General features: G+C 41.4%; 10 protein-coding genes. 2 read left to right on the top strand and 8 right to left on the bottom strand.

What is annotated here, in order from left to right:
- Positions 1-19: 19 nt before the first annotated feature.
- A complete protein-coding gene (locus ACNKW3_RS12030; protein ID WP_427399541.1) occupies positions 20-847 on the top strand; it encodes a DNA adenine methylase in 828 nt (275 codons plus the stop codon).
- Positions 848-868: 21 nt separating this feature from the next.
- Here the strand turns inward: ACNKW3_RS12030 and ACNKW3_RS12025 are convergent, their stop codons facing one another.
- From ACNKW3_RS12025 to pilM, 8 genes are all read right to left on the bottom strand, one after another.
- The gene (locus ACNKW3_RS12025; protein WP_427399540.1) at positions 869-2398 is read right to left on the bottom strand and encodes an SPOR domain-containing protein; all 1530 of its coding nucleotides are present in this window, start codon (positions 2396-2398) and stop codon (positions 869-871) included.
- Positions 2399-2428: 30 nt separating this feature from the next.
- A complete protein-coding gene (aroB, locus tag ACNKW3_RS12020; protein WP_427399539.1) occupies positions 2429-3502 on the bottom strand; it encodes a 3-dehydroquinate synthase in 1074 nt (357 codons plus the stop codon).
- A gap of 24 nt (positions 3503-3526) precedes the next feature.
- Positions 3527-4042 (bottom strand): shikimate kinase AroK, encoded by a 516-nt coding sequence (gene aroK, locus ACNKW3_RS12015; protein ID WP_427399538.1) that lies wholly within the window; start codon positions 4040-4042, stop codon positions 3527-3529.
- Positions 4043-4293: 251 nt separating this feature from the next.
- Positions 4294-6042 (bottom strand): type IV pilus secretin PilQ, encoded by a 1749-nt coding sequence (locus ACNKW3_RS12010; RefSeq protein WP_427399537.1) that lies wholly within the window; start codon positions 6040-6042, stop codon positions 4294-4296.
- Complete coding sequence (locus ACNKW3_RS12005; RefSeq protein ID WP_427399536.1) at positions 6035-6574, bottom strand: pilus assembly protein PilP; 540 nt, start codon at positions 6572-6574, stop codon at positions 6035-6037. The genes ACNKW3_RS12010 and ACNKW3_RS12005 overlap by 8 nt, the downstream gene beginning before the upstream one ends.
- A complete protein-coding gene (locus tag ACNKW3_RS12000; RefSeq protein WP_427399535.1) occupies positions 6567-7175 on the bottom strand; it encodes a type 4a pilus biogenesis protein PilO in 609 nt (202 codons plus the stop codon). The genes ACNKW3_RS12005 and ACNKW3_RS12000 overlap by 8 nt, the downstream gene beginning before the upstream one ends.
- Before the next feature lies 1 nt (position 7176).
- Positions 7177-7761 carry a PilN domain-containing protein gene (locus ACNKW3_RS11995; RefSeq protein WP_427399534.1) on the bottom strand — a complete coding sequence of 195 codons (585 nt, stop codon included), beginning with the start codon at positions 7759-7761 and terminating at the stop codon, positions 7177-7179.
- On the bottom strand, positions 7749-8813 hold the full coding sequence (gene pilM, locus ACNKW3_RS11990; RefSeq protein ID WP_427399533.1) for a type IV pilus assembly protein PilM: 1065 nt from the start codon (positions 8811-8813) through the stop codon (positions 7749-7751). The genes ACNKW3_RS11995 and pilM overlap by 13 nt, the downstream gene beginning before the upstream one ends.
- A gap of 168 nt (positions 8814-8981) precedes the next feature.
- Between pilM and ACNKW3_RS11985 the strand changes: the two genes are divergently transcribed.
- Positions 8982-11768 (top strand): penicillin-binding protein 1A, encoded by a 2787-nt coding sequence (locus tag ACNKW3_RS11985; protein ID WP_427399639.1) that lies wholly within the window; start codon positions 8982-8984, stop codon positions 11766-11768.
- Positions 11769-11791: the final 23 nt, after the last annotated feature.

Genomic DNA, 11791 nt, shown 5'->3' with positions numbered 1-11791 from the left:
ATAAAAGATATTTCGCAAAATGCATTTAAAGCTTTCTCCACCTTTAAAGTGGGCCGGTGGGAAACGTTGGCTTGTGCCAAAGTTACAAGTAATTTACCAACATTTTCCTCATTCTCGCCTAGTCGAACCCTTTGTAGGCGGAATGTCGGTAGCTTTGGGCTTAAACCCTTCTAGTGCTGTATTAAATGATGCAAATTTGCATTTGATTAATTTTTATCAGCAGATTCAATCTGGTCTAGCATTTGATTTAGTTTATTCTAATAACGAAGATGAATTTTATTCGGCCAGAGAAAAGTTTAACCAATTGATCGCTAAGGGTGAATACAATACAGCAGAAGCGGCTTCATTGTTTTATTATTTAATGCGGACAGGGTTTAATGGTCTATGTCGGTTTAATCGCTCGGGCTTCTACAACGTGCCTTTTGGTCGTTATAAAACCATCAATTATCAAACCAATTTTGATCATTACCAGCAGCGTCTTTCTCAATGGCAATTTCGCTGCGGTGATTTTGCCAAAATAACCCTCGAAGATAATGATTTTATCTATATGGACCCCCCATATGATGTGGAATTTACCCAATATAGCCAAGTTGATTTTAAGTGGGATGACCAGATTCGACTATTAGATTGGGTAGCTGAAGTCAAAAATCCAGTTGTTATTTCAAATCAGGCAACTAAGCGAATTATCAAAGCTTATCGCAGCTACGGATTTAAGTTGTATCAAATTGCAGCCCCTAGGATGATCGCATGCAATGGTGACAGAAAGGCGGCGATGGAAGTTTTTGCGGTAAAAAATATGCCTAGAAAAGTGATTATTTACTTAAACAAACACTTTGAAAAGTTGTAGCTAATATCTTAAGTGAACGTCTTATTGACGAATAATTTCGTTGCGAATTTGCCCAACACTTTTAGCAAAGGGACCTGAATTTTGAACGCTTTCTGGCAAGCTACTTACCTGAGCTAAGGCCAAATCAATGGAATCAAAAGTGTCGTTGTACAATACCACATACCAGGGGCCACCGTAGCGCTGTGTTTGGTAAATCCAAGTTCTTGTTTGTAAGTTGTTGCTGGTAATAAAAGTGTTCAACACTTCAGGATTTTTTATACCCGAGAGTTGCAACACAACTTGATCGTTGGGTAACTGCAACAAAAGTGACTCATCGAAACGATATTCATCTATTAAACCTGTATCTAAGGTGTCTAATTCATTCGTTAAAGCGCGGGCAGTAGAAACTTTCGAACTATTACTTTCTAGGGGGACTGGTGTTGACGTCGGATTGGTAACTGTTTCAGCAACAAAAGCGCCTTGTTCTGCACTTTGCGTATCTTCTACCAGCAAACTCTCGCCCAAGCTTTGATCGAGTTGTTCCACACTTATGATGTCTGGCACTTTAAAATCCTTTTCTCTAGGCCCAGTATCGTCATCTATTGTATCTGCGGTTGCAGTTTGCGCTGGAAGTGCTTGTGTTAAATCTGAGATAAGCGTTTGTTCATTTGGTACTTGCTCTTGGGGGGCTGTTAAGGATTGAGAAGACGCTGGTTCTTGTTGCCATTTTCCAGCTAAGATTTCATCAGTTACTGATGTGTTTTCTGTAGCGATATCTTGTGTCTCATCTACTTCGATTAACACCTCAGGTTCAGATTTTGCTACTGGAATGGGTTGTTGCTGGTAGTCTTGTGAATCTGGCAAACTACCGGTAGCAAGTAAAGCTTGTACTTGCTCAGGATACTGCCAACTCACTAAACCGGCGAATACGGCTAAGAAGACACTCAATACAGCCCCTATAAACCATTTGCGCTGGATAAACGAAGTCGCGTTGTTAGTCTCGCCGAACAGACCTTTATTGGCAAAAAAAGCTCGCTTTTGTGCCATTAGAGACTCAAGCGCGTTAACGTCGAAACCTACCGCATCAACGGCTTGACTAGACAGCAGTACTGGACTTTCATTGTTTTTTTCTGGGAGCCAGCGTTGCGCTTTTTCAGACCAGTCATTACTGCCAAAGAGTAAGATATTAAGGTGTATTTGACCATTACTAGCTCTTGTTCGAGCTACCCATTGCCACAATTCGCTTAAAAACTCATTTGGGAGCAGATCTGCTTTGGATATACAAATAATAAAGGTATTTTGATGCTCATCTTGGCATGAGATCTCTTCATAAAGTGGGCGCACGAAACTTCCCACTTGTTGATTAATCAATTGTCGACATATGGTTCTGCGGTAATCTGGTGCCAATAGGTCAGGTTCCGCAGTTAAAAAAGAAACCTCAGCATTTTCACCCTGTTGCGTAAGAAACTGCGTAAGGTATTTTTGTTGATCAGCAATAGCATCGCAGCCGATAAAAATCATCTGCGATGAATAGTTAACTAAATGTGCTAGTCTCGTTTGTAAATCTGACACGACCTGCTATTACACTCCACTGTGTTGATGCTAGTCGAGTAGTTTTTGTAACTCCTGCATACTCACATCATCAACAACTTTTGCTGAACCTATGCCTATTGGTAAAATGAAACGCATGGTACCTTTTAACACCTTTTTGTCTCTTTTCATGTGCTTAATGTAGCAATCTGAAGACATTTGCTCTGGCCCTTCGACAGGCAAATCGAAGAAAGCAATAAGATCAACTATAGCTTGCACTTGCGTCAAAGAAACGTCACCACGCATATTCGATAGCCTTGCTGCAAGCACCATGCCAGCAGCTACTGCCTCACCGTGTAACCAATTTCCATAGCCTTGCTCGGCTTCCATTGCATGACCAAAGGTGTGCCCTAAATTCAATAATGCGCGAATGCCATGTTCTTTTTCATCTTGATTCACAATGTCCGCTTTAATCTGACAACATTTACTGATCATGGTTTCAAGGTGCTCTGGATTGCCCGCTTTTATCTGTTCTTTATGAGTATCCAGCCATTGGAAGAACGCACTGTCATAAATGATGCCGTATTTTATGACTTCCGCCATGCCAGCGGCAAATTCTCTAGGTGCTAATGTGGATAGTGTATCTGTATCAATATAAACAGCTTTAGGTTGGTAAAAAGCCCCTATCATATTTTTACCCAAGGGATGATTAACTGCTGTTTTTCCTCCTACAGATGAGTCCACTTGCGAAAGCAGGGTGGTGGGTACTTGCACAAAGTCAATTCCTCGGACATAACAAGCTGCGACAAACCCGCAAAGATCGCCAATGACGCCACCGCCTAACGCCAACATAGTGGTATCCCTGGCGGCTGGCATTTCCAATAACTTAGTTAATACATATTCGAAAGATGCTAGGGTCTTAAATTGCTCACCATCTTCAATAATGATGTGATCGACCTTTTTGCCCAAACTTGTAAGTTGCTGAGTTATTTTATCTGAATATAAAGGCGCTACTTTGGTATTGCTTAAGATAACGACATGTTGACCGCGGATTTCAGAAAACGAAAAGCCGGTATCAGAGAGAATACCGGCTTTAATAGCAATTGGATAACTGCGGTCATCAAGGTCAACAGAAATGGTTGGCATTGATGAGTTCCTTAAATAATGGCCTTAAAGACCTATTTTATTAATGATTTGGTTGGCAACAGCTCTTGCGCTTTGGTCGTCTGTTTCTACCACGTAATCTGCAATTTCTTCATATAGAGGATTACGTTTTTCCGCCAAATCTTTTAAAACCTGTTCAGGATCGTCATTTTGTAGCAAAGGACGTCTTTTATCTCTTTGAGTTCTTGCTACTTGTTTATCAATAGTTGTGCGTAAATAAACAACAATACCTCTTGCTGATAGACGATTACGAATTTTACTAGAAATTACTGAACCGCCGCCGGTTGCAAGCACAATGCCTTGCTTATCAGTGAGTTCTTCAATGACAGTTTCTTCTCTTTTACGAAAGCCATCTTCGCCTTCTAGGTCGAATATCCAGGAGATATCCGCGCCTGTGCGCTTTTCAATTTCTTGGTCTGAATCGAAAAATTCTAAGTGGAGTTCATCTGCTAGGTGTCTGCCTATTGTGCTTTTGCCTGCACCCATAGGGCCTACAAGGAATACGTTACGTTTTTCAGCCATAGTTGCCTAGTTCACATCTTATTTATTGATAGTTATTGACGTTGGTGTGCTAACTAACACTACCACTTGTGTGCAAGGGTAATTTTCCCTACCTTGACCACAAGTTGGTGGTCGTTACATGCACTTTTACTCCTCGGGATATTTCGAGTGCACGGATTATCTCAGTTATTTCAGTCTGTTTGCAAGTGTTGAAAGCAAATTGAAGGCCGGAAATTGCTGCCGGCCTTTTTTTCGCTAGGTAAGTGCTTGTTTTATATGCCTTCGGTAACTATCTTAGGCGTTACAAAAATTAACAATTCTCTTTTTTGTTCTAACTCTTGGCGAGTTTTGAACATATTACCGACAAGTGGCAAGTCACCAAATAATGGAACTTTTGATACATCTTCTGTCGTCAATTGTTGGAAAATGCCGCCTAACACTATGGTTTCGCCATTTTCTACCAGTACTTGGGTACTGATCTCTTGGGTATCTATGGCTACCGCTGGACCGGTCGAGGTTTGAACCGTATCACCGCGAGTATCCTGTGTTACTACGAGATTCAGAATAATTCTGTTATCAGGGGTAATATGAGGTGTCACTCGTAGACTAAGTACAGCTTTTTTAAATTCTACTGAAGTAGCACCGCTGGAAGTAGCTTGAACAAAGGGGATCTCGGTTCCTTGTTCAATATATGCTTCTTGTTGATTAGCTACTGTAATACGCGGGCTTGCAATGATTTCACCTTTATTTTCAGATTCTAAAGCACTAAGTTCTAGGTCTAAAATATTACCATCGACTAAACTGGCGATTTGAAATCCTATACGGCCTGCGGGGTTAGTTACCGGAAGATTAACGTTTAATCTATCAGTGATTTCAGGGACTAAACCTGTACCCGCTACATCAGCACCAGCAAGAGAGCCAGAAACGCTGTTTTCATCACCACGACTTGTAAAGCCCCAACGAACCCCAAGTTGCTCATCGGCATTTTCACGCACGGTAACCATACGCGACTCAATAAGTACTTGCTTAACTGGTATATCCAAAGATTCAACCACTTTGCGTGCTTCATCTATTGACGCTTGAGTATCTCGTATCAACAAGGTATTTGTTCTTTCATCAACACTTACAGCGCCACGCTGAGACAATATACCGCCATCAGTTGATTTTAATATGGCAGCTAATTCATGGGCTTTCGCATAGTTGACTGAAATATTAGCTGATTTAAGTTCAGCTAGGTTTTGAACTTGTTGTTTAGATTGTAATTGTTGGGTTTCCCGAGCACTTAGTTCTTCTGCTGGGGCAATCAACAAAATATTACCTTCTAAACGTTTATCCAATCCTCTGATTTTCAAAATCATATCTAACGCCTGATCCCATGGAACAGCGCTTAAACTAATAGTGACATTACCTGTGACTGTATCTGTAGTAACCAAATTAAAACCGTTCACTTGGGCAATAATTTGTAAAACCTGACGCACGGGTACATCTTGGAAATCTAGAGAGATAGGCTTGCCAGAGTATGTTTCACCTTTGCTTTCTTCAATCTCTTCTTTGGTCAAAGGAGATAGAGTAAAAGTATACCCTTGATCAATTTGGTTTTTCGCTATTTTTACTTGGCCTTGATAGCGTAATTCCATACTGGCAGTTGTATCTTCTTGAAAGGTCTCAATGGCTGAAACCATAGTGCCAAACTGAGTCACGTCAATTTCAACGTACTGAGCTTCACTCAATGCTGCATTTTCAAACGAAATAGATACCTTGCCCTTAGCTTCAATTAATGATGCCTGGGGAACATCTCCTGAAAACATAACAGTTACAGTGGCACTTTCGCCATTGCGATCAAATTGAATGTCGTTCAGTAATGAGTGATAGGCTTCTTCAAGCGCTGGATTTACCAATACTTCTTGCTCATCTTGTGCTAGGGCACCAAACGTAACAACACCAACAAAAACAGCGACAACGAGGTACCAAACTGGCTTACGTCGGTTTAATTTTTTATTGAATATATACTGCTCAGACATTGTTATCTTCCCCTGTTACCGTTGACATGCTGAGGTTGGCGGTTTTTGACTTCCAGCATCCAGTACCATCAGGCAACATTTCTTTAATTACTACTTCACTCTTAGTTATTTGCACTACTCGTCCGTGGAATAATCCGACATAGTCTCCTACACTAACTCTGTGCAAACTGCCATCGTTAGCTTTTATCAGTGCAAAACGCTTGCCGTTTGTTGTAAACACCCCGGACATTTGCAAAGCATCAAGACCATAAGATTCCAATGGTTGTTTGCGTCTTTGCAGATTAGGTTGCTGACAGTTCGGCGTTTGAACCACTTGTGCCGTGGGCTGGCGGTTTTCCGAGCGCCGGAACGGGCTACGTCTATCGCCTGCGGAATACTGGACAGAGGCCAGAGGTTCAAATTTTGGATAAGGTTCAATATTGACTTGTGTATTGGTTCTCACCTGCTGTGTATACACCACTAAATCGTCAATATCTGCGCTACAAGCTGTCAAAGTTATGACTAAAGGCAACAAATAAATTTTCTTATTCATTTACCACCTCCTCATTAGAGCCTTGAGCTCGGTATGTTTTGGCTTGAAGCGTCATGACTAGCTCTTGTTTTTGCGTAGAGATTTCAAAATCATGCAAGGTTACAATTCTTGGTAAGTTAGCAACACTTGATGAAAACTGGCCAAATTGGTGGTATCCACCAGATACTTCGATTTGAATCGGTAACTCGGTATAAAATTCTTTGGGTATTTCTTGTTGCCAATTCAGTAATTTAAATGATAGGCCTGCATCCGTGCCTACAAAGGTGATGTCATCTAGCAACCCAGGGGTTTCATTGCTTGTCGGTAATGACTTCAGCATGGAAGAAAAGTCTTCTTGAATCTGAGACAGTTGCTCTTTATGAGCTTGTAAATTGACAGCTACCCTGTACTTGGATTCAAAGGTTTGACGAAGCTCCAGTTCCTTGGTTTGTGTAGCATCGAGAACTGGTAGTTTGCTACTTATAATTGCGTAGTAGCTAACTGCAGCAACAATAAGTCCGCACACGAAAGCAACAACTACTTTTATTTCAAACGGCCAAATGGCAACTTGTTCAAAATCAAGCTCGTTAATTTCTTTAAGTTTTTTAAAATCAAAAGCCATCTTATTGCCCCGCATTACTTTGTTCAGGTAGCGCCGCTGGCGTAAACACTGGACTTATTTTTAACGACAATTCGAAGTCGCTGACCGCATTTGCAGCTGATTGGTCAGCTACAATTGACGATAATTCGGGTTGTACAAATAAATCGGAATCATCTAACGCGCGCATGAATGCTGATAATCTATTATTAGACTCACTAACGCCTATAATCTTGATGGCATAACCTCTACGCGACATAGAATTAAAAGAAATACCATCAGGTACAGCTTTGGCTAATTCTTCTAGCAGCATAGGGGTAAGGTTACGACTCACTTGAAGCTGCTCGATTAATGCCATGCGCATTGAAATCTCTTTCTTCTTAGCTCGGATATCAGTGATTTCAGCTATTTGACGGTCTAGCACTTCTACTTGTTGGGTCAAGTAAAGGTTGCGCGACTGCTGATTACGAATTTGTTGTTCGATGACTTCGCCAACGATCCAAAACAGAATAAAAATACCAACCGCAATTGCGCCAAGTGAAGCAATGTACTGTTTCTTTTGGGTTTGACGGAGTGATTCACGCCATGGAAGAAGGTTTATTTTTGCCATTGGCTTAACCTCCTTGTTGCAAGCCCTGTCGCGATTGAAAGCTGAGGTGCAATTAAATCCAATGCGGCTGTGTCGACTTTAGGGTCAATCGCCATTCCATTGAATGGATTAAAAATATCGACTTTCATATTCATGTCGTTACTCAACTCAGAAGCGATGTTTGGCAAATTAGCGGCACCGCCTGCTAACAAGATGTGCGCAGGCATTTTTCTGTGAGTAGTGGCAACGAACATCTGTAATGCACGTTGAATCTGTTGCTGCATTCCGCCAATAAAGGTAGATAAGCTGTCTTTAAACCATTCTTCAGGAGCTGTACCTGCGGCAATTTGACGCTCAACTTCTTGGGTATCAATGGCGTGAATTAGAGCTAGGTCTTGTATATAACTATTCAGCCCAAAGTTATGCTCTTTAACATAGATGACTTCGTTTTTTTCCAACACACAAACTTGAAGTAAGGATGCGCCAACATTGACACAAACTACAGTTTGAGATTCATCATTAGGAAAAAATTGGAGAACAGCATCGGCCAAAGCATTACTTTCAATATCCACAATCACAGGATCAAATGGTGCTTCGCGAACAAGAGTAATTCGACTGTCAATTAAATCTCTATGTGCTGCACTTAATAAAACTTCTACTTTACCCGGATGCGCTTTGCTTTCTCTTAATTGTTCGAAATCTAAATAGACTTCTTCTAATGGATAAGGAATTAAAGAATCAGCTTCGAGCTCGATCTGCAATTCCATTTCATAATCGGTTTGGTTTGGGTCCATATAAACCAATTTACTGATCACAGTAGAGCCTGCGACCGCAATCACTGCTTCTTTTGTTTTAGCTTTGAGTGACATCTGAACTTTTTTTAATGCTTTACTGACCGCATCTAAATCTTTTATTTCGCGTTCGGTAAAAGCCAAGCCTTGGATAGGTTCAGAAGCAAAGCTTAACAACTTAGGTTGGGAAGTAGACATATCCAAACACACAGCTTTGACAAACTTAGTGCCTATGTCTAATCCAACGATTGTGTTAGCTTTTTTTCGTAAAAGCGACTTCATTCAATGGCGACCCATGGTTAGTTACAGTATCATACGCAAAGATGATACTTATTTTTCAAAATTGGTATGTATTGGTTAACGACACATACGTATAAATATTGAGTAATAAATTTTAATTTTTGGGATACCTAATTTACTGTGAAGTATGTAAAAACCTTTTTGTTAGTGATGTTCGTTGGCGGTCTACTCGGTGTCGCAAGTGTCATTGGTATGTATTTTTATCTCAAACCTGATTTGCCAAGCGTAGAAGTGTTACGCGATGTGCAGTTGCAGACACCTATGAGAATCTATACCAAAGACGGTAAATTAATTTCCCAATACGGCGTAAAAAGAAGAATACCCGTTTCTTTAGATGACGTCCCCGAGACATTGGTACAGGCTGTGATCGCGACAGAAGACAGCCGTTTTTACGAGCACTATGGGATTGATCCTATTGGTGTTGCTAGAGCAGCCCTAAACTTGGTTGTTACCGGAGAAAAAGGTCAAGGTGCTAGTACTCTAACGATGCAGGTAGCGAGAAACTTCTTTTTAGATAGAAGAAAAGAGTTTACGCGTAAAATAAAAGAACTCTTCATCGCGATTCATATGGAGCAAGAGCTTAGCAAACGCGAAATTTTAGAATTGTATTTAAATAAAATGGAATTGGGTCACCGCGCTTTTGGTGTCGGTGCTGCGGCTCAAGTTTATTATGGTAAAACACTCAAAGAACTTAACCTAGCCCAATTAGCCACAGTAGCGGGTTTGTACCAAGCGCCATCTAGGCTTAATCCTATAAGTAATCCGGAAGCATCTAAAAAGCGACGTCGAATTGTACTTTTACGTATGTTAGACGAAGGCTATATCACGCGACAACAATTTGATGAAGCAGCTGCCGCGCCAGTAACAGCTTCGCGTCATGGTGCAGAAATTGAAGTTAATGCGCCTTATTTGGCGGATATTATCTATAACGAAATGGTCGAAATTTACGGTAAGGATATCGCAGAAAATAGCGGTTTTAAGGTTTATGCTGCGGCCACTTCAGAGCACCAAGAAGCCGCCCAAACAGCGGTGATTAAAAACTTACATGATTATGATGAGCGTCATGGCTATCGAGGTCCAATTCGCGCGATTTGGACGCCACTAGAGGCTATTCCTAAAGAAGATCTAGCTGAATTTCAAATTGTTCTACCAGAACTACAACCGGAAGTAGTAGCAGAACCGGACACGCAAGAATTAGCAGACAGCTCTGAGACAGTCGAGCAGGTTGCAGTGAATACCGATAATGAAATCGACATTCCTGATGATGTGATGCAAAAATTAATCGACGCTTTTGGGCCAGTAGCTGCTCCCGACGAGCAAACCATGCAGGACATTTTATTAGAGACAGGAAAATTAGACGGTTTAGAGCCAGCCATTGTGGTTCAAGTAAATGATAAAGATGTGGTTGTACGAACCTTGGAGCAAGCTGAGTTAACCATTGATTGGGATGGATTAGATTGGGCTCGACCTTATATCAATGATTATAATCAAGGGCCAGAACCTGAAGTAGCGTCAGATATTTTATCGGTCGGCATGCTGATTTATGTTCGCCAGCTTGAAGACAATAGTTGGAAGCTTAGTCAATTACCTGATGTGAGTGGGGCTTTTGTCGCTTTAGATCCTTTTGATGGAGCTGTACAGGCAGTAGTAGGGGGCTATAGTTTTTATCAAACCCAGTTTAACCGTGCCACTCAAGCGAAACGTCAAGTAGGGTCTAATATTAAACCTTTTATTTATTCTGCGGCACTCGATAATGGTTATACCCTTGCCAGTATTATAAACGATGCCCCGATAAATCAATGGGATGCGAGTACAGGTGTCGCTTGGCGACCACAAAATAGCCCCGCAATCTATGACGGCCCGATTCGTATGCGAGTAGCATTAGGGAAGTCAAAAAACGTAGTCTCAGTGCGTCTATTAAGAGGCGTTGGTTTAGATGAAACACGAAATTACATTACTCGTTTTGGATTTTTACGAGATGAAATCCCACGGGATGAGACCATGTCTTTAGGTTCAGGCTCACATACACCTTTAGAAGTCGCAACGGCAATGGCGATTATTGCCAACGGCGGTTTTGCTGTTCAGCCTTATTTCATTGATAGAATTGATAACGAGGAAGACGAAACGGTATGGCAAGTTGAGCCTTTGTATGCATGTGATCCTTGTAATGAAGAGGAGCAAGTTCAAGAGATCGAAGCGGTAAGTGATGAAAATCAAGATTTGGAAGCCTTACTTGCAGCAGAGTTGAGCGCCCTTGAACCAGTTGTGGAGTCTGAACCAGAAAAAGTACGTCAGTCTGCACCTCGCGTATTGTCGCAACAAACTGCTTTCTTAGTCAGACAAATGTTACGAACTGCGGTGCGCGCAAATGGTAATTGGGCAAATAAAACGTATTGGTTAGGGACGGGCTGGCGAGCACGCAACTTACTCAATCAGCGCACCGATATAGGCGGTAAAACAGGTACCACTAATGATGCTAGAGATACTTGGTTTACTGGATTCGCGCCTGATTTAGTGGCCACTGCTTGGGTTGGGTTTGACGATAATAATCGTCAATTGGGCCGAGCAACCCGTAACCAAAATTTGATTAATAAAAATCCTGAGAAATTCAATTGGATTGGAAATGCGTTAATTGGCGCAGAAGATGGTGCTAAAGCAGCTCAACCAGCATGGATCTATTTTATGCAAACTGTGCTTGCAGATGTGCCAGAGCAAGGATATACCCAACCAGAAGGTATCATTCGTGTGCGTATTGATCGCCGAACTGGAAAACTTACTACAAGAACAGATGCCTCATCAATGTTTGAATATTTCTTAAAAGGGACTGAACCGACCACATATGTGACCGAATCTGAACTATCATTGCCAGTGGATAATGAAGAACAACAAGAACCGGACGAGGAATTAGATGAATTATCCATAGACGATATTTTCTAATCTTAGTCCAGTGGCAATAAGAC

It is taken from the genome of Glaciecola sp. 1036 (assembly GCF_050306235.1).
In the GTDB taxonomy this organism is placed as follows: domain Bacteria; phylum Pseudomonadota; class Gammaproteobacteria; order Enterobacterales; family Alteromonadaceae; genus Glaciecola.
This window is presented reverse-complemented; position numbering and strand designations above follow the sequence as displayed.

What these genes read in the sequence shown, in the direction of transcription:
- ACNKW3_RS12030 (WP_427399541.1), top strand. Translation starts at nt 20, where the DNA reads ATGCATTTAAAGCTTTCTCCACCTTTAAAGTGGGCCGGTGGGAAACGT.
- aroB (WP_427399539.1), bottom strand. Translation starts at nt 3,502, where the DNA reads ATGCCAACCATTTCTGTTGACCTTGATGACCGCAGTTATCCAATTGCT.
- aroK (WP_427399538.1), bottom strand. Translation starts at nt 4,042, where the DNA reads ATGGCTGAAAAACGTAACGTATTCCTTGTAGGCCCTATGGGTGCAGGC.
- ACNKW3_RS12010 (WP_427399537.1), bottom strand. Translation starts at nt 6,042, where the DNA reads ATGTCTGAGCAGTATATATTCAATAAAAAATTAAACCGACGTAAGCCA.
- ACNKW3_RS12005 (WP_427399536.1), bottom strand. Translation starts at nt 6,574, where the DNA reads ATGAATAAGAAAATTTATTTGTTGCCTTTAGTCATAACTTTGACAGCT.
- ACNKW3_RS12000 (WP_427399535.1), bottom strand. Translation starts at nt 7,175, where the DNA reads ATGGCTTTTGATTTTAAAAAACTTAAAGAAATTAACGAGCTTGATTTT.
- ACNKW3_RS11995 (WP_427399534.1), bottom strand. Translation starts at nt 7,761, where the DNA reads ATGGCAAAAATAAACCTTCTTCCATGGCGTGAATCACTCCGTCAAACC.
- pilM (WP_427399533.1), bottom strand. Translation starts at nt 8,813, where the DNA reads ATGAAGTCGCTTTTACGAAAAAAAGCTAACACAATCGTTGGATTAGAC.
- ACNKW3_RS11985 (WP_427399639.1), top strand. Translation starts at nt 8,982, where the DNA reads ATGTTCGTTGGCGGTCTACTCGGTGTCGCAAGTGTCATTGGTATGTAT.